The 17,294-nt window shown below is 71.2% G+C and carries 13 protein-coding genes and 2 rRNA genes; 11 read left to right on the forward strand and 4 right to left on the reverse strand.

The genetic code is table 11. The features are described 5' to 3' along the window. The 4 genes from CIB93_RS32660 to CIB93_RS38495 all read left to right on the forward strand — a co-directional run. Window positions 1–1,776, forward strand: a 23S ribosomal RNA gene (locus tag CIB93_RS32660); the annotation flags it as partial. A gap of 111 nt (window positions 1,777–1,887) precedes the next feature. Then, window positions 1,888–2,004: ribosomal RNA gene (gene rrf, locus CIB93_RS32665) — 5S ribosomal RNA — on the forward strand. A gap of 206 nt (window positions 2,005–2,210) precedes the next feature. Beyond that, window positions 2,211–3,347: a hypothetical protein gene (locus CIB93_RS38490; protein ID WP_218839811.1), complete on the forward strand. Its 1,137-nt coding sequence runs from the start codon at window positions 2,211–2,213 to the stop codon at window positions 3,345–3,347. Further along, window positions 3,347–4,099, forward strand: a complete 753-nt coding sequence (locus tag CIB93_RS38495; RefSeq protein WP_257002466.1) for a tetratricopeptide repeat protein — start codon at window positions 3,347–3,349, stop codon at window positions 4,097–4,099. Before CIB93_RS38490 ends, CIB93_RS38495 begins: the two co-directional genes overlap by 1 nt. A gap of 77 nt (window positions 4,100–4,176) precedes the next feature. On the opposite strand, the gene CIB93_RS32675 is transcribed toward CIB93_RS38495, so the two are convergent. Continuing rightward, a complete protein-coding gene (locus CIB93_RS32675) occupies window positions 4,177–5,469 on the reverse strand; it encodes a DUF1015 domain-containing protein (RefSeq protein ID WP_096632193.1) in 1,293 nt (430 codons plus the stop codon). 70 nt (window positions 5,470–5,539) lie between these two features. Between CIB93_RS32675 and CIB93_RS32680 the strand changes: the two genes are divergently transcribed. Both CIB93_RS32680 and CIB93_RS32685 read left to right on the forward strand, forming a co-directional pair. Next, window positions 5,540–6,571, forward strand: a complete 1,032-nt coding sequence (locus CIB93_RS32680) for an HAD hydrolase-like protein (protein ID WP_096632195.1) — start codon at window positions 5,540–5,542, stop codon at window positions 6,569–6,571. A gap of 197 nt (window positions 6,572–6,768) precedes the next feature. After that, window positions 6,769–7,569, forward strand: a complete 801-nt coding sequence (locus tag CIB93_RS32685; RefSeq protein ID WP_096632197.1) for an ABC transporter ATP-binding protein — start codon at window positions 6,769–6,771, stop codon at window positions 7,567–7,569. Between the two features lie 124 nt (window positions 7,570–7,693). On the opposite strand, the gene CIB93_RS32690 is transcribed toward CIB93_RS32685, so the two are convergent. Further along, window positions 7,694–8,041 (reverse strand): SCP2 sterol-binding domain-containing protein, encoded by a 348-nt coding sequence (locus tag CIB93_RS32690; RefSeq protein WP_096632198.1) that lies wholly within the window; start codon window positions 8,039–8,041, stop codon window positions 7,694–7,696. A gap of 42 nt (window positions 8,042–8,083) precedes the next feature. On the opposite strand from CIB93_RS32690, the gene CIB93_RS32695 reads away from it, so the two are divergent. The 5 genes from CIB93_RS32695 (at window position 8,084) to CIB93_RS32715 (ending at window position 13,611) form a co-directional block, all read left to right on the forward strand. After that, a complete protein-coding gene (locus tag CIB93_RS32695; RefSeq protein WP_096632200.1) occupies window positions 8,084–8,407 on the forward strand; it encodes a hypothetical protein in 324 nt (107 codons plus the stop codon). A gap of 7 nt (window positions 8,408–8,414) precedes the next feature. Then, window positions 8,415–9,230 carry a TlyA family RNA methyltransferase gene (locus CIB93_RS32700; protein ID WP_096632201.1) on the forward strand — a complete coding sequence of 272 codons (816 nt, stop codon included), beginning with the start codon at window positions 8,415–8,417 and terminating at the stop codon, window positions 9,228–9,230. Continuing rightward, on the forward strand, window positions 9,227–10,132 hold the full coding sequence (locus tag CIB93_RS32705; protein ID WP_096632203.1) for an NAD kinase: 906 nt from the start codon (window positions 9,227–9,229) through the stop codon (window positions 10,130–10,132). Before CIB93_RS32700 ends, CIB93_RS32705 begins: the two co-directional genes overlap by 4 nt. A 116-nt stretch (window positions 10,133–10,248) precedes the next feature. Next, on the forward strand, window positions 10,249–11,994 hold the full coding sequence (recN, locus tag CIB93_RS32710; RefSeq protein ID WP_096632205.1) for a DNA repair protein RecN: 1,746 nt from the start codon (window positions 10,249–10,251) through the stop codon (window positions 11,992–11,994). 519 nt (window positions 11,995–12,513) lie between these two features. Further along, window positions 12,514–13,611, forward strand: coding sequence for a glycosyltransferase family 4 protein (locus CIB93_RS32715; RefSeq protein WP_096632219.1), 1,098 nt, complete (start codon window positions 12,514–12,516; stop codon window positions 13,609–13,611). Window positions 13,612–13,618: 7 nt separating this feature from the next. Here the strand turns inward: CIB93_RS32715 and CIB93_RS32720 are convergent, their stop codons facing one another. Both CIB93_RS32720 and CIB93_RS32725 read right to left on the reverse strand, forming a co-directional pair. Further along, window positions 13,619–15,244, reverse strand: coding sequence for a PucR family transcriptional regulator ligand-binding domain-containing protein (locus tag CIB93_RS32720; RefSeq protein WP_096632207.1), 1,626 nt, complete (start codon window positions 15,242–15,244; stop codon window positions 13,619–13,621). 194 nt (window positions 15,245–15,438) lie between these two features. Continuing rightward, window positions 15,439–17,241, reverse strand: a complete 1,803-nt coding sequence (locus CIB93_RS32725) for a glycoside hydrolase family 15 protein (protein WP_096632208.1) — start codon at window positions 17,239–17,241, stop codon at window positions 15,439–15,441. Window positions 17,242–17,294 lie beyond the last annotated feature (53 nt).

The raw sequence follows: 17,294 nt of genomic DNA on the forward strand, positions 1-17,294 counted from the left end.
TGTGGACGGTTCACGAGTGAGAATGCAGGCATGAGTAGCGATACACACGTGAGAAACGTGTGCGCCGATTGACTAAGGGTTCCTGGGTCAAGCTGATCTGCCCAGGGTAAGTCGGGACCTAAGGCGAGGCCGACAGGCGTAGTCGATGGACAACCGGTTGATATTCCGGTACCCGCTTTGAAACGCCCAGTACTGAATCAGGCGATGCTAAGTCCGTGAAGCCGGCCCGATCTCTTCGGAGTTGAGGGTAGTGGTGGAGCCGATGAACCAGACTTGTAGTAGGTAAGCGATGGGGTGACGCAGGAAGGTAGTCCAGCCCGGGCGGTGGTTGTCCCGGGGTAAGGGTGTAGCCCGTGTGGTAGGTAAATCCGTCACACGTTAAGGGTGAGACCTGATGCCGAGCCGATTGTGGTGAAGTGGATGATCCTATGCTGTCGAGAAAAGCCTCTAGCGAGTTTCATGGCGGCCCGTACCCTAAACCGACTCAGGTGGTCAGGTAGAGAATACCGAGGCGTTCGGGTGAACTATGGTTAAGGAACTCGGCAAAATGCCCCCGTAACTTCGGGAGAAGGGGGGCCATCACTGGTGAGAGCACTTGCTGCTTGAGCTGGGGGTGGCCGCAGAGACCAGCGAGAAGCGACTGTTTACTAAAAACACAGGTCCGTGCGAAGCCGTAAGGCGATGTATACGGACTGACGCCTGCCCGGTGCTGGAACGTTAAGGGGACCGGTTAGCTGACTTTCGGGTTGGCGAAGCTGAGAACTTAAGCGCCAGTAAACGGCGGTGGTAACTATAACCATCCTAAGGTAGCGAAATTCCTTGTCGGGTAAGTTCCGACCTGCACGAATGGCGTAACGACTTCTCGACTGTCTCAACCATAGGCCCGGTGAAATTGCACTACGAGTAAAGATGCTCGTTTCGCGCAGCAGGACGGAAAGACCCCGGGACCTTTACTACAGTTTGATATTGGTGTTCGGTTCGGCTTGTGTAGGATAGGTGGGAGACTTTGAAGCGGCCACGCCAGTGGTTGTGGAGTCGTCGTTGAAATACCACTCTGGTCGTGCTGGATGTCTAACCTGGGTCCGTGATCCGGATCAGGGACAGTGTCTGATGGGTAGTTTAACTGGGGCGGTTGCCTCCTAAAGAGTAACGGAGGCGCCCAAAGGTTCCCTCAGCCTGGTTGGCAATCAGGTGTTGAGTGTAAGTGCACAAGGGAGCTTGACTGTGAGACCGACGGGTCGAGCAGGGACGAAAGTCGGGACTAGTGATCCGGCAGTGGCTTGTGGAAGCGCTGTCGCTCAACGGATAAAAGGTACCCCGGGGATAACAGGCTGATCTTCCCCAAGAGTCCATATCGACGGGATGGTTTGGCACCTCGATGTCGGCTCGTCGCATCCTGGGGCTGGAGTCGGTCCCAAGGGTTGGGCTGTTCGCCCATTAAAGCGGTACGCGAGCTGGGTTTAGAACGTCGTGAGACAGTTCGGTCCCTATCCGCTGTGCGCGTAGGAATATTGAGAAGGGCTGTCCCTAGTACGAGAGGACCGGGACGGACGAACCTCTGGTGTGCCAGTTGTCCTGCCAAGGGCATGGCTGGTTGGCTACGTTCGGAAAGGATAACCGCTGAAAGCATCTAAGCGGGAAGCCTGCTTCGAGATGAGTATTCCCACCCTCTTGAGGGGTTAAGGCTCCCAGTAGACGACTGGGTTGATAGGCCAGATGTGGAAGCCCGGTAACGGGTGGAGCTGACTGGTACTAATAGGCCGAGGGCTTGTCCTCAGTTGCTCGCGTCCACTGTGTTGTTCCCGGGTTGCGAACAGTTATCGCTCCGGTTGAACAGTTTCACTACTTAATTGAAGAGTGTGCTTGTTCGCTAGAACCCGATAGGGTTTCGGTGGTCATTGCGTTAGGGAAACGCCCGGTTACATTCCGAACCCGGAAGCTAAGCCTTTCAGCGCCGATGGTACTGCAGGGGGGACCCTGTGGGAGAGTAGGACGCCGCCGAACAATCTTTCAAGGACCCCTGGTCCCAGCGTTCACGCTGGGACCAGGGGTCCTTTTGTTTTTGTCGAAGCGCGTCGGAAGGTCGGCTGCGCGAGAATGTCTGTGGTACCCGACGACAGGAGTCACACCCATGTCCACCAACTCTCCCGACGACCGTCCGGAGCGCGAGCCGCGTCGCCGGGACGGCGGTGACAGGGGCGGTTACCGCGGTGGTCGTGACGACCGGTCCGGTTCCGGCGCACCTCGACGTGACAACGACAGCCGTGGCAACGACCGCGGTGGCTTCCGCCGCGACGACCGGGATCGCGACCGTGACCGGGGGCCGCGTCGTGATGACCGTGGTGGGCGTCCCAGTGGTGGCTTCGAGCGGCGTGATGACCGGCCGCGTGGCCCGCGTCGTGACGATGATCGGCCCTCCGGCGGCGGTTTCCGCCGTGATGACAACCGGGGCGGTGGCTCCGGTGGTGGTTTCCGGCGTGATGACCGTGGTGGGCGTCCCGGCGGTGGCTTCGAGCGGCGTGATGACCGGCCGCGTGGCCCGCGTCGTGACGATGATCGGCCCTCCGGCGGCGGTTTCCGCCGTGACGACAACCGCGGCGGTGGCTCCGGTGGTGGTTTCCGGCGTGACGATCGTGACCGGGGCCGTGACGGTGACCGGGATCGTGGGTTCCGGCGTGATGACGACCGTGGTGGGTACCGCGGTGGTCAGCAGCGTGATGACCGTGGTGGGCGTCCCAGTGGTGGCTTCGAGCGGCGTGATGACCGGCCGCGCGGTCCGCGTCGTGACGATGATCGGCCTTCCGGCGGCGGTTTCCGCCGTGATGACAACCGTGGTGGCGGTTCGGGTGGTGGGTTCCGCCGTGACGACAACCGCCCGGCTGGTTTCCGCCGTGATGACAACCGTGGCAGTGGCTCCGGTGGTGGCTTCCGCCGTGATGACCGTGACCGGGGCCGTGACGGTGACCGGGATCGTGGGTTCCGGCGTGATGACGACCGTGGTGGGTACCGCGGTGGTCAGCAGCGTGATGACCGTGGTGGGCGTCCCAGTGGTGGCTTCGAGCGGCGTGATGACCGGCCGCGCGGTCCGCGTCGTGACGACGACCGGCCCTCCGGCGGCGGTTTCCGCCGTGACGACAACCGTGGTGGCGGTTCCGGCGGCGGGTTCCGCCGCGACGACCGGGACCGGGACCGCGGCGGCTACCGTGGCGGGCAGCGTGACGACCGGGACCGTGGTGGCTTCCGCGGGCGTGACGACCGCGACCGGGACCGTGAGCCGATCAAGCGGCTTCCGATCCCCGATGACGTCACCGGCGACGAGATCGACAAGGATGTACGCCAGGAGCTGATGAGCCTGCCGAAGACCCTTGCCGAGGATGTCGCGCGCAACCTCGTCATGGTGGCCCGGCTCATCGACGAGGACCCCGAGCAGGCGTACGCGTACGCCCGGATCGCTCTGCGGCTCGCCTCGCGGGTCGCGGCGGTGCGTGAGGCGGCCGGGTTCGCGGCGTACGCGACCCAGAAGTACGCCGAGGCGCTCGCGGAGTTCCGGGCGGCCCGGCGGATGACCGGGTCCGTGGAGCTGTGGCCCGTCATGGCGGACTGCGAGCGTGGACTCGGGCGGCCCGAGCGGGCGATGGCCATGGCCGGTGAGCCCGAGGTGCAGAAGCTGGACAAGGCCGGGCAGGTCGAGATGCGGCTGGTGGCCGCCGGAGCCCGCCGGGACATGGGCCAGATCGACGCCGCCATCGTGACCCTCCAGAGCCCCGAGCTGGCGTCCAACTCCGTCCAGCCGTGGACGCCGCGTCTTCGCTACGCGTACGCCGACGCCCTGCTGGAGGCGGGGCGCGAGGACGAGGCGCGGGAGTGGTTCGGCAAGGCGATGGAGGCCGACAAGGACGGCGCGACGGACGCGTCGGACCGGCTGGCCGAGCTGGACGGTGTGGAGTTCGTCGACGCACTCAGCGACGACGAGGCCGACGACGTCGCCGGTCTTGCCGGTCTCGCCGGGGAAGCGGCCGAAAGCCGCGAGACCGCGCGGGACGACGACCGTGAGGACGGCGAGGACGGTCCCGTGGACGGTTCCGTCACGGGTCAGTAGGCCACGAAGTCGGTAAGCGATGACGAAGGGGGGCGGCACTCCGGCCGGAGTGCCGCCCCCCTTCGTCATGTCCGGCGTCAGTCGACGGTGAGGCTCCGCATGACCAGGCCCGTCGCCGGCTTCGGACCGAACGAGGTCGACTTGCGGGGCATGGTGACGCCCTGCCGGGCCAGGTCCCGGACGACCTCTTCGCGTACCGGATGCATCAGTACCGCCGTCGCGCCGAGACGTTCCGCCTGCTCGACGGCTGCCGCCGTGTCGTGGATGTAGCCGATGTGCTCGGGGGCGTCGGGGATCCGCCACACCTCGTCGAGCAGCGCGGAGTGCAGGACCGTCGCGTCCAGGGTGCGCCAGGCGTCGGGCCGGTCCGCCCGGACGGTCCTGGCCAGCAACGCCGGGTCGGGCCGGTCCACGAGATGGAAGCCGCCGTCGCCCGCGAGGAGGAACGCGTTGCCCTGCGCCGCCGCGTCGGCGAGCGCGTCGAGCGCCCGGGGAAGCGGCCCGTCCACCGGGGTGACGCGGAAGAGGCCGGTCAGCGCATCGAGGGCGCGGGAAAGCGGCAGGCCGCGCAGCAGCCGGTGGATCGCCCGGACCTGGAGCGGGTGGCGGGCCGTGTCCACGAGGAGGACGAGGCCGTAGTCCCACGGGCCGGGAGCGGTCTGTTCCCGCTGGAGCCGGAGGTAGGTGGCCCAGCGGTGGTGGCCGTCCGCGATGAGAGCCTGGTGCCGGGCGAGGTCTGTCTCGATCTCGCTCCGCTCGGCCGGGTCCGTCACGGCCCACAGGCGGTGCCGGAAGCCGTCCTCCGTCGTGGTGGCGAGCAGCGGCTCGCCCAGGACCGTGCGCTCGATCACCGCTGCCGCGCCGGTCGGTGTGCCGTCGTCGGAGCGGTCGTCGCCGCGGTAGGTCAGCAGCAGCGGTTCCAGATGGGCCCCCGTCGTCCGCATCAGCTCCGCGCGGTCCGCCACGACGTCGTCCATGACGTCCTCGTGCGGGAGCACGATGCCCTCGGAGGCTGGGGAGAGCGCCAGGGCGCCGATCAGGCCCCGCTGGAGGATCTCGTCGTTGCGCTGCTCGTAGACGTACAGCACCGGGTCCGGGTCCGCGGCGATGACCCCCTCGGCCAGCCAGCGGTCCAGGGTGGCGGCCGCCTGTCGGTGCCGTTCCCGGGCCGTGTCGGCCTGGGGGAGGATGAGGCGCACGATGTTGTGCGGATCCGCGGACTCCAGGTGATGCAGCCCGTCCGGCCGGACCACCACGTCGTACGGGGGCGAGGTCACGGCGGCAAGGCTGCCGACGCGCTCGGGCACGTAACGCAGTCCGCGGAACGGGATCAGCCGCAGCCCCTGGGCGTCGGGACCTGAAGTGTTCATCAGGGCATCGTATGTGTGCCGTGGGCATACGCGATGATCGGGTCAGAAGCATGGAAGAGGAGCGAGCCATATGAGCCACCAGCAGGACAGGACCCGGCCGTCGGGGAGCAGTACGGCGCTGAGCGAGGCGTACGACACGGCCCTCCTCGATCTGGACGGAGTCGTGTACGCGGGCGGGGAGGCCATCGCGTACGCCGTGGACTCGCTGGCCGCCGCGCGGGCCGGGGGCATGCACCTCGCGTACGTCACCAACAACGCGCTGCGCACTCCGGACGCGGTGGCGGAGCACCTCACGCGGCTGGGGGTGCCGGCCGAGGCCTCCGACGTGATCACTTCCGCCCAGGCCGTCGCCCGGCTGGTGGCCGATCAGCTGCCGCCGGGGGCCCGGGTGCTGGCGATCGGCGGGGAGGGGCTGCGGGTCGCGCTGCGAGAGCGCGGGCTGGTGCCGGTGGAGTCGGCGGACGACGACCCGGCCGCGGTGGCCCAGGGGTACGGCGGGCCGGACCTGGCGTGGGGGCGGTTCGCGGAGGCGAGCTACGCGATCCGGCGCGGGCTGCCGTGGTTCGCGTCCAACACGGACCTGACCATTCCGAGTGCCCGGGGCATCGCGCCCGGCAACGGGGCCGCCGTCGAGGTCGTGCGGATCGCCACCGGGGCCGAGCCGCAGGTGGCCGGGAAGCCGTTGCCGCCGATGCACCGCGAGACCGTGCTGAGGACCGGGGCGAAGCGGCCGCTCGTCGTCGGGGACCGGCTGGACACGGACATCGAGGGCGCGTTCAACGGGGACGTGGACTCGCTGCTGGTCCTGACCGGGGTGACCGACGCCGCCGAGCTGCTCGCCGCCCCGCCGCAGCACCGGCCGACCTATGTGGACCGGGACCTGCGGGGGCTGCTGACCGGGCAGCCCGAGGTGACGGGGGACGGGGAGACCTACCGGTGCGAGGGGTGGAGGGCTTCCGTGCACGGGGACACGCTGGTCCTGGAGGGCGAGGGCGACCCGCTCGACGGGCTGCGGGCGCTCTGCGCGGCAGCCTGGACCTTCGCCGGTGCGGGCGGGTGTGAGCTGGAGACGGGGAAGGCTGTCGCCGCACTCGGGCTCTGAGCGGTGTCCCGGCCGCTGCCCGCTGTCCCTCGCGTGATTCTCCTTGCCCGGCGGGGTGTTGCGGGGGCGGGGCGGCGGTCCGGGGCCAGTGGCGTGAAGAGGGAGATAGGTTAACCTAACTTGGTGCTGCTCGGTGGTCTGCTTGTGCCCGGCGCCGCGCACTTCACCTCACCTCACCAAACTCCGGGAGTACCACCATGCAGCGCCTCACCGCAGAATCGGTGACCCTCGGCTACGACCAGCGAGTCATCGCCGAGAGCCTCTCGGTGGAGATTCCCGACAACTCCTTCACCGTGATCGTCGGGCCCAACGCCTGCGGCAAGTCGACCCTCCTGCGCGCGCTCGCCCGGATGCTGAAGCCGAGCCAGGGGCAGGTGCTGCTGGACGGGCAGGCCATCCACCAGCTGCCCGCCAAGAAGGTCGCCCGCACGCTGGGGCTGCTGCCGCAGTCCTCCATAGCCCCCGACGGGATCACCGTCGCCGACCTCGTGGCCCGAGGCCGCTACCCCCACCAGGGGCTGCTGCGGCAGTGGTCGCCGGAGGACGAGCGGGTGGTCCAGGAGTCCATGGAGTCGACCGGGGTCGCCGAGCTGGCCGAGCGGTACGTCGACGAGCTGTCCGGCGGTCAGCGTCAGCGGGTCTGGATCGCCATGGCGCTGGCCCAGCAGACCCCGCTGCTGCTGCTCGACGAGCCGACGACGTATCTCGACATCCAGCACCAGATCGACGTACTGGATCTGTGCGCGGAGCTCCACGAGACGCAGGGACGCACCCTGGTCGCCGTGCTGCACGACCTGAACCACGCCGCGCGGTACGCCACGCATCTCATCGCCATGCGGGACGGCGAGATCGTCGCGGAGGGGGCGCCTTCGGACGTGGTCGACGCTGAGCTGGTGGAGCGGGTGTTCGGGATGCGGTGCCAGGTGATCGACGACCCGGAGACGGGGACGCCGCTCGTCGTGCCCGCGGCCCGGAAGAGTCGGAAAGTGGCCGTCTGAGGCGTGCGAAGTGGCGGTCCGAGGTGTGCGGGGACGCCTGGGCGGCGGTTCGCCCTCCATCGCCGGACGGGCCTGATCTCGCCGCCGGCCGTCCTTGGACGTGCGGCCGGGCGCGCTTGATCGGCTACAGCAGCGATCTCAGTTTCAGCAGGTCCCTGAAGCCCGCCTCCAGGCGTACGCGGCCCGACGCCCACGCCTTCGCGAAGTTCAGGTCGCCGTCCACCAGGGCCACCAGGTCGTCGCTCGTCATCGCGAGCCTGATTCCGGCCTTCTCCCGGGGCGGCCCCTGGACCGTGTCCTGCACCTGGATACGGCCATCGGCCAGCAGGCCGGTGAACGTGATGTCGAGGTCCTTGATGTGACAGCTCAGCGAGCGGTCGAGGCCGGCGGCGCTGCGCACGTCGCCCTCGGCGGCTGCGAGGTTGTCGGAGAGTCTTCTCAGTGCACTGCGGCACTCCGCCTTGGTCGCCATCGTGCTCGACGGTACACCGGCCCGTCGATGTAGCGTTTCGGCATGAGCGACAGGATGCCGGAGACGGGAACGCCGCCCGTGAGCACGCCCGGGGAGCCGGACGCGTCGGCGACCGGGGAGCCCGCCGGGCCCGCGCCCCTCGGGGTCGTACGCACCCCCACCGGCCGGGCGGAGGTCGACGGGCCGCTGGAGCGTCTGGCCGATGCGGACCACCTCCCGGCGGACGGGCACATCGAGGTGTACGAGGATGTACACCGTGGGCTCAAGTCCGCGCTGACCTCGCTGGACGCCCGTCCGGCCGCCGTACCCGGCCCGCCCGGGCCCGTACCGACACCCGCGTACGACACGCACGACAACAGGAGCTGAACCGAACGTGGCAGGAGTGGCACGTCGCCGCCTCGACGCCGAGCTGGTACGCCGCAAGCTCGCCCGCTCGCGCGAGCACGCGAGTCAGCTGATCGCCGCGGGGCGGGTCACCGTCGGCCGCACCACCGCGACCAAACCCGCCACGCAGGTCGAGACGGCCGCCGCGATCGTCGTCACCAAGGACGACGACGACCCCGACTACGTCTCGCGCGGCGGGCACAAGCTGGCCGGGGCGCTCGCCGCCTTCGTCCCGCTGGGGCTGGCCGTCGAAGGGCGCCGGGCGCTGGACGCCGGGGCGTCGACCGGCGGGTTCACCGACGTACTGCTGCGGGCCGGGGCCCGGCAGGTCGTGGCCGTGGACGTCGGGTACGGGCAGCTGGCCTGGTCGCTCCGGTCCGATGAACGGGTCGTCGTCAAGGACCGTACCAACGTGCGGGAGTTGACGTTGGAGGACATCGACGGGGAGGCGGTCGACCTGGTGGTGGGGGATCTGTCCTTCATTCCGCTGGGCCTCGTGCTGCCCGCCCTCGCCCGGTGCGCGGCGCCCGACGCGGATCTGGTCCTCATGGTCAAGCCGCAGTTCGAGGTGGGCAAGGAGCGGCTCGGCAGCGGCGGGGTGGTGCGGAGTGAGGAGCTGCGTGCCGAGGCGGTACGTGAAGTGGCGCGCCGGGCCTGGGGTCTGGGCCTCGGGGTGCGGGGGGTGACGGCCAGTCCGCTGCCCGGCCCGTCGGGGAACGTCGAGTACTTTCTGTGGCTGCGGGCCGGTGCACCTGAGCTGGATCCCGCGGATGTCGACCGTGCAGTGGTGGAGGGGCCTCGTTGACGACGAATGCGGCACGAACAGTCTTTCTTTTGGCGCACACCGGCCGTCCGGCCGCGATCCGCAGCGCGGAGCTCGTCGTACAGGGGCTGCTGCGCAACGGGCTCGGCGTGCGCGTCCTGGCGACCGAGGCGGCCGATCTGCCGCTCCCGGACACCGTGGAGACGGTCACGGACACCAGCCCCGCCGCCGTGGACGGCTGCGAGCTGCTGATCGTCCTCGGCGGTGACGGCACCCTGCTGCGCGGTGCGGAGTTCTCCCGCGCCTCCGGGGTGCCGATGCTCGGCGTCAACCTCGGCCGTGTCGGCTTCCTCGCGGAGGCGGAGCGCGACGACCTCGACAAGGTGGTCTCCCGGGTCGTCACCCGCGACTACGAGGTCGAGGAGCGCATGACGATCGACGTCCTGGTGCACAGCAACGGCGATGTCGTGCACACCGACTGGGCGCTCAACGAGGCGGCCGTGCAGAAGGTGTCGCCCGAGCGGATGCTCGAAGTCGTCCTGGAGATCGACGGGCGGCCGGTGACCGGGTTCGGCTGCGACGGCATCGTGTGTGCGACCCCGACCGGCTCGACCGCGTACGCCTTCTCGGCGGGCGGGCCCGTGGTCTGGCCCGAGGTCGAGGCCCTGCTGATGGTCCCGATCAGCGCCCACGCCCTGTTCGCCAAGCCGCTGGTGACCTCCCCGTCCTCCGTGCTCGCCGTCGAGGTCCAGCCGCACACCCCGCACGGGGTGCTGTGGTGCGACGGGCGGCGGACCGTGGAGCTGCCCGCCGGGGCGCGGGTCGAGGTGCGGCGCGGGGCGGTGCCCGTACGGCTGGCGCGGCTGCACCAGGCCTCGTTCACGGACCGGCTGGTGGCGAAGTTCGCGCTGCCCGTCTCGGGGTGGCGAGGCGCGCCCCACTGACGGTTCCCGCGATGCCCTGCGGCCCCCGGCGGTCCCCGGGAACGCTCAGGAACGCTCGGGAGAGTGAATCCGGGAGCGGGGGCCGTCGCGCGCGCGGCCCGGGACCTCGTAAGGTCATGTCCGTGTTGGAGGAGATGCGGATACGGTCGCTCGGAGTCATCGACGACGCGGTGGTGGAGCTGTCACCCGGTTTCACTGCGGTGACGGGTGAGACCGGCGCGGGCAAGACCATGGTCGTCACGAGCCTCGGGCTGCTGCTCGGCGGGCGCGCCGACCCCGCCCTCGTACGGGTCGGGGCCAAGGCCGCGGTCGTGGAGGGCCGGATCACGGTGTCCGAGGGGGACGCGGCGGCGCTGCGGGCCGAGGAGGCCGGGGCGGAGCTCGACGACGGTGCGCTGCTCATCAGCCGTACCGTTTCGGCGGAAGGACGCTCACGGGCCCATCTCGGCGGCAGATCCGTGCCGGTCGGGGTGCTCACGGAGCTGGCGGACGAGCTGGTCGCCGTGCACGGGCAGACCGACCAGCAGGGCCTGCTCAAGCCCGCTCGGCAGCGGCAGGCGCTGGACCGGTACGCCGGGGACGGCGTGGAGGTCCCGCACGCCAAGTACGCGGCGGCCTACCGGCGGCTGCGGGCCGTGGCCGCTGAGCTGGAGGAGCTGACCACCCGGGCACGGGAGCGGGCCCAGGAGGCGGATCTGCTGCGGTTCGGGCTGAACGAGGTCGCCGCCGTCGAGCCGTTGCCGGGCGAGGACGTCGAGCTGGCCGCCGAGGCGGAACGGCTCGGGCACGCCGAGGCCCTCGCCTCCGCCGCCTCCCTCGCGCACACCGCGCTGGCGGGCAACCCCGAGGACCCCGAGAGCATCGACGCGACGACCGTCGTGGCCGCCGCCGGGCAGGCCCTGGACGGGGTCCGGGCCCATGACCCGGCGCTGGCCGCGCTGGCCGACCGGATCGGGGAGATCTCGATCCTGATCGCCGATGTGTCCGGCGAGTTGGCGGGGTACGCCGACCAGCTGGAGGCCGATCCGCTGCGGTTGGCCGCCGTGGAGGAGCGCCGGGCCGCGCTGACCGCCCTGACCCGCAAGTACGGCGAGGACATCGCGGCCGTGCTCGCCTGGGCGCAGGAGGGTGCGGGCCGGCTCACCGAGCTGGAGGGCGACGACGAGCGAATCGGCGAGCTGACGGCCGAGCGGGATGCGTTGCGGGCTGAACTCTCCGTGCTGGGGCAGGCGTTGACGGATGCGAGGACGGAGGCGGCGGCCCGGTTCGCGGAGGCGGTGACCGGGGAACTGGCATCGCTCGCCATGCCGCACGCCCGGGTCTCCTTCGCCATCCGGCAGACCGAGTCGGCGGACGAGGAGTCCGGCATCGACATCGGCGGGCGCAGCGTCGTCTACGGCCCTTCGGGCGCCGACGAGGTGGAGCTGCTGCTCGCCCCGCACCCCGGGGCCCAGCCCCGGCCGATCGCCAAGGGCGCTTCGGGCGGTGAGCTGTCCCGGGTGATGCTCGCGGTGGAGGTCGTCTTCGCGGGCTCCGACCCGGTGCCCACGTACCTCTTCGACGAGGTCGACGCGGGCGTCGGCGGCAAGGCGGCGGTCGAGGTCGGGCGACGCCTCGCCAAGCTCGCCCGGTCCGCGCAGGTGGTCGTCGTGACGCACCTGCCGCAGGTCGCGGCCTTCGCCGACCGGCAGCTGCTCGTGGAGAAGACCGTGGACGGCTCGGTGACCCGCAGTGGTGTCACCGTCCTGGAGGGCGAGGACCGGGTCCGGGAGCTGTCCCGGATGCTGGCGGGCCAGGAGGACTCGGAGACGGCCCGCGCCCATGCGGAGGAGCTGCTCGCCACGGCGCGCAAGGACGGGTAGGGGCGGCGCTCGGCGGGGCCGGACGGGGGAGGCTCCCCGCCTGGCCCCGCAGGCGTATCCACGCCTCCCTCCTGGGTGAGTACGTGGGGAGGGCCGCCGTCGCAGGTCGCGTCGGTGCGGAGTTGCCGCTTCGGCAGCCGCGAGGTGTACGCGGCGCTGAGCCGCCGCACGGATGCCGCCCGGCGGCGGACCAACCGCGCCGGACGGACCGTCACCCTGTACGCCCGACCGGCGGCCGCGCTCGGTGCCGCCGCCGGGATCGCCGCCGCGCGCCCGGCCCGGGCATGTGCCGCCGGAGTGTTCGCCGTGCGGGCCGTCGGCGTGGTGGCGCCGTGGCGGACGGACGGCGACCGGCGGCAACAGTGCGACGTGATGTTCACCCGTAAGGGTGGTGCCGTGTGGCCGGTTGTCGCTGCGGGTGCGGCAGCAACGTTCCGGCGGTCCCGGAACGCGCCTACGGACTGGCATCCTTGGCGCTGTACTTACCGCCGACTCGGTGACCCCGGGGAGCCAATCAACGTGTCACAGCTGCGTACGGTCCAAGTTCTGGGCGGCGGCAGCGCGGGCAGCAGCGCGCACGTCAGTTCGCTGGCCGCCGGGCTGGTGGCGCGCGGGGTTCAGGTGACCGTCTGCGCCCCGTCCGCGGTGGACCGGGCCTACGACTTCGCGGCGGCCGGAGCCCGCTTCCTTCCGGTGCCCCGGCGCAGCGACCCGGCCGCCGTCGCCGCGCTGCGGGCCGCGTGCACCGGCGCCGACGTCGTCCACGCGCACGGGCTGCACGCGGCCTCCCGTACAGCCCTGGCACTGAGCGGGCGGGGCGTGCCCCTGGTCATGACCTGGCACACCCGGCGGTACGCGGAGGGCGCCCGCCGTCAGATCCTGCACCTGCTGGAACGGCGTGCCGCACGGGCTGCGGCCGTGGTCCTCGCGCCCTCGTCGGACCTGGTGGACCGGGCCCGGGCGCGGGGCGCGCGCGATGCCCGGCTCGCCCCGGTCACCGCCCCGCTCCCGCGCTTGGCCGGGGGCGCCGACGAGAGCAAGGTGCGGGCCGAACTGGGCGCGGTCGACCGGCCGTTGCTGATGGCCGTCGGCAGCCTCGTCCCGCACCACGGCTTCGACACCCTGCTGGACGCCGCCCGCATCTGGCGCCGCCTCGACCCCGTACCGCTGCTCGTCATCGCGGGGGAGGGGCGCGAGCGTGCGGCCCTGCAACAGCGGATCGGGGAAGAGGAGTTGCCCGTCTGCCTCGTCGGCTGCCGGGACGACGTGGGGGAGCTGCTCGCCGCCGCCGATCTCGCTCTGCTGCCCAGCCGGTGGGAAGGCCGTTCCCTGCTGGCGCAGGAAGCGCTGCGGACGGGCGTGCCGCTGGTGGCCACCGCCGTCGGCGGCGTGCCCGAGCTGGTCGGCGAGGCAGCGGAGCTGGTCCCGTACGGCAACGCCGAGGCGCTCGCCCGCACGGTCGTCCGGCTGCTCGGGGACCCCGGCGCGCTCGCCCGGCTCGCCGAGGCCGGGCGGGTCCAGGCGGCGGGCTGGCCCACCGAGGACGACACGATCGCCCATGTCCTGAGCGTGTACGACGAGTTGGCGCAGCCCCTGGCCCCGGGGCGCGGTCGCTGAGAAGGCCTTACGTCGTGTGGCGGCGGGCCCGCAGCGCCAGGCTGAGCGCCAGCACCGCCTGCGGGTCGTCCAGGTCCGTGCCCAGCAGCTCGCCGATCCGGGCGAGGCGGTTGTAGAGGGTCTGGCGGTTGAGGTGCAGCTCGCGGGCGGTCTCCGCCTTGCGGCCCGCGTGCGCCAGATACGCCTGGAGCGTCGGGAGCAGCGGCGGGCGCGAGGTGCGGTCGTGCTCGCGCAGCGGACCGATCGCCCGGTTCACGAACGCCGCCAGGTCCGGATGGTCCCGCAGCCGCCACAGCAGCAGGTCGATGTCGAGCCGCCGCGCGTCGTACCAAGGCCGGTCGTCCAGGCCCTGCGCGGCCGTCGCCGTCTCCGAGGCATGCCGCAGCCCCGCGCCCGCAGCGGCCCAGCCGCCCGCGACGCCGACCACGACCACCGGCGGATGCGAACCGGTGCGGTCCAGCCCCGCCCGCACCACGCCCGCCCGTAGGGCCGCCGCGACCCGGTCCGCGACCGCTGTGCGTTCCCCCTCCGAGCGCAGCCCGAGCAGGAGCGGCACCCGTCCCTCGACCGGCCGCACCCCCAGCAGCACCGGAACGCCGACCGACGCCAGCTCCTCCAGGACCGCCCGGGCCAGCAGTGCCCAATTGCCGGACGGGGACAGCTCGGGGGCCAGCCGCATCACGACCGGGAGCAGCGGGGTGTCCCCGGGCCGGAAGCCGAGCACCCGGGCCTGGGCGGGGGCGTCCTCCGGGGCGATCCGGCCCTCCGCGAGGTCGGTGAGGAAGTCGCCCCGGCCCCGGGCGGCCAGCTCCTCCTCCTGCCTGGCCTGCATCAGGACCACCGCGAGGAGGCCCGCCGCGCGCTCCGCCGCCATCCGGTGCACGGTCGCCAGCGGCCCGGACACCGCGAGGAGCACGAGCCGGGCCCGTACCGCACCGGTCTCCGGACCGCCGCCCGGCACATCCACCAGGACCGCACCCGACGGCGGGCTCTCCCGGGCCGCCCGGTCGCCGCGCATGCCCTCCCAGACCTGGAGCGGGTCCGCGCCCACCGGGCCCGTGCCGGTGGAGGCCGCGTACAGGAGCTGGCCGTCGGGCGTCTCCAGGAAGACCGGGTTGGCGGTGAAGTCGGCGAGGATCCCGAGCACCTGCGGCACCCCGCCCCCGTCGAGCAGCGCCCGTGTCGCGTGCCGGTGCACCTCCTCCGCCTGCTGGAGCAGTGCGTAGTGGCCGTTGACGATCTCGGTGTGCACCTCCTCGGTCACCGCGACGAACGGGACCTCGCGGTGCAGCTGGACCAGCGGCAGACCGGCAGTGCGGGCGGCGTCCACGATGGCGGCGGGCAGCCTGCCGAAGCGCGGGCCGAGCTCCACGACCAGGGCGGCGATGCCCCGGTCGGCGAGGCGGCGGACGAACGCGCGCTGTTCGGCGGGGCGGGTGCCGAGGCCCAGCCCGGTGGTCAGGAGCAGCTCGCCGCCCTTGAGGAGCGAGGCGATGTTCGGGACCTCGCCCGCGTGCACCCAGCGCACCGTGCGGTTCAGCCGGTCGGCGCCCGCCACCACCTCCGGGAGCCCGGCGCGCAGCCCCGGCAGCTCCAGCGCCCGCTGCACGGTGATTCCGCTGTGGCTCTCCACGTACCCGGCCCGCTTCCCCTTGTTTCCGCTGATTCCGCACCCGATACCCCGGGTGGTCGTCCTGTTCAGGACGCTACCGCCCGGGGTACGCGGTGCGCATGGCAGGGGAGGCGGGATCGCCGTGCTCAGGCGGCGTCCCCGCCGATCGCGATGCCGCCGACCTGCCAGGGCCGGCGCCGGTGCTCTTCGGGAGCTCAGCCGACGTACGCGCCGCTCGCCGTCAGCCGCAGCGCCGTGTCGATCAGCGGGACATGGCTGAACGCCTGCGGGAAGTTCCCCACCTGGCGCTGGAGATTGGAGTCCCACTCCTCGGCCAGCAGGCCCAGGTCGTTGCGGAGCGACAGCAGCTTCTCGAACAGCTGACGCGCCTCGTCGACCCGGCCGATCATCGCGAGGTCGTCGGCCATCCAGAACGAGCAGGCCAGGAACGCGCCCTCGTCGCCCTCCAGACCGTCGACGCCCGCGTCCTCACCCTCCGTGGGGTAGCGCAGGATGAAGCCGTCCTCCGTGGACAGCTCCCGCTGGATCGCCTCGATCGTGCCGATGACGCGCTTGTCGTCCGGCGGCAGAAAGCCCATCTGCGGGATGAGCAGCAAGGAGGCGTCCAGCTCCTTGGAGCCGTAGGACTGGGTGAAGGTGTTGCGTTCCTTGTCGTAACCGCGCTCGCAGACATCCCGGTGGATGTCGTCGCGCAGCTCGTACCACCGCTCCAGCGGGCCTTCGACGTCCCCGGACTCGACCAGCTTGATCGTCCGGTCGACCGCGACCCAGGCCATCACCTTGGAGTGCACGAAGTGGCGGCGCGGGCCGCGCACCTCCCAGATGCCCTCGTCGGGCTCCTCCCAGTGCTTCTCCAGGTACTCGATCAGCTTGAGCTGGAGGCCCATGGCGTAGTCGTTGCGGGTCAGGCCCGTCATGTGCGCCAGGTGCAGCGCCTCGGTGACCTCGCCGTACACATCCAGCTGGAGCTGGTTCGCCGCGCCGTTGCCGACCCGGACCGGGCCGGAGTTCTCGTAGCCGGGCAGCCAGTCCAGCTCCGCTTCACCGAGCTCGCGCTCGCCCGCGATGCCGTACATGATCTGGAGGTTCTCCGGGTCACCCGCCACCGCCCGCAGCAGCCACTCGCGCCAGGCACGGGCCTCTTCCCGATAGCCGGTGCGCAGCAGCGAGGAGAGGGTGATCGCGGCGTCGCGCAGCCAGGTGTAGCGGTAGTCCCAGTTCCGTACGCCCCCGATCTCCTCGGGCAGCGAGGTGGTCGGCGCGGCGACGATGCCGCCGGTCGGGGCGTACGTGAGGGCCTTGAGGGTGATCAGGGAGCGGACGACCGCCTCCCGATAGGGCCCGTGGTACGTGCACTGGTCGACCCATTCGCGCCAGAACAGCTCGGTCGCCTCCAGGGACCCCTCGGGGTCGGGGAGGGCCGGCGGCTCGTGGTGCGAGGGCTGCCAGCTGATCGTGAACGCCACCCGGTCGCCGGGCGCCACGGTGAAGTCGGAGTACGTGGTCAGATTCCGGCCATAGGTGTCCGCCTCGGTGTCCAGCCAGACGGAGTCCGGTCCGGCGACGGCGACCGTGCGATTGTCGACCTTGTGCACCCACGGCGTCACCCGGCCGTAGCTGAACCGCATGCGCAGCTCGGAGCGCATCGGCACCCGGCCGCTCACGCCCTCCACGATCCGGATGAGTTGCGGAGCGCCGTCACGCGGGGGCATGAAATCGGTCACCCGTACGGTGCCGCGCGGTGTGTCCCACTCCGATTCCAGGATGAGGGAGTCACCGCGATATCGCCGCCGGTCGGCGGAGGGTGGCTCGGCTCCCTCCGCTCTCGCGGGGCCCAGGCGCCAGAAGCCGTGCTCCTCGGTGCCCAGCAGTCCTGCGAAGACGGCGTGCGAGTCGAAGCGGGGAAGGCACAGCCAGTCGGCCGTGCCGTCCCGGCAGACCAGCGCCGCGGTCTGCATGTCTCCGATGAGTGCGTAATCCTCGATGCGCCCGGCCACGTGCGTCTCCAGTCGAACGGCCATGTCGCCCCGTCAAAGGGCGCTTACTGCGG

The sequence above is a fragment of the Streptomyces sp. WZ.A104 genome (assembly GCF_002382885.1).
In the GTDB taxonomy this organism is placed as follows: Bacteria; Actinomycetota; Actinomycetes; order Streptomycetales; family Streptomycetaceae; genus Streptomyces.

What these genes read in the sequence shown, in the direction of transcription:
- CIB93_RS38495 (WP_257002466.1), top strand. Translation starts at nt 3,347, where the DNA reads ATGAGCCTGCCGAAGACCCTTGCCGAGGATGTCGCGCGCAACCTCGTC.
- CIB93_RS32675 (WP_096632193.1), bottom strand. Translation starts at nt 5,469, where the DNA reads ATGAACACTTCAGGTCCCGACGCCCAGGGGCTGCGGCTGATCCCGTTC.
- CIB93_RS32680 (WP_096632195.1), top strand. Translation starts at nt 5,540, where the DNA reads ATGAGCCACCAGCAGGACAGGACCCGGCCGTCGGGGAGCAGTACGGCG.
- CIB93_RS32685 (WP_096632197.1), top strand. Translation starts at nt 6,769, where the DNA reads ATGCAGCGCCTCACCGCAGAATCGGTGACCCTCGGCTACGACCAGCGA.
- CIB93_RS32690 (WP_096632198.1), bottom strand. Translation starts at nt 8,041, where the DNA reads ATGGCGACCAAGGCGGAGTGCCGCAGTGCACTGAGAAGACTCTCCGAC.
- CIB93_RS32695 (WP_096632200.1), top strand. Translation starts at nt 8,084, where the DNA reads ATGAGCGACAGGATGCCGGAGACGGGAACGCCGCCCGTGAGCACGCCC.
- recN (WP_096632205.1), top strand. Translation starts at nt 10,249, where the DNA reads ATGTCCGTGTTGGAGGAGATGCGGATACGGTCGCTCGGAGTCATCGAC.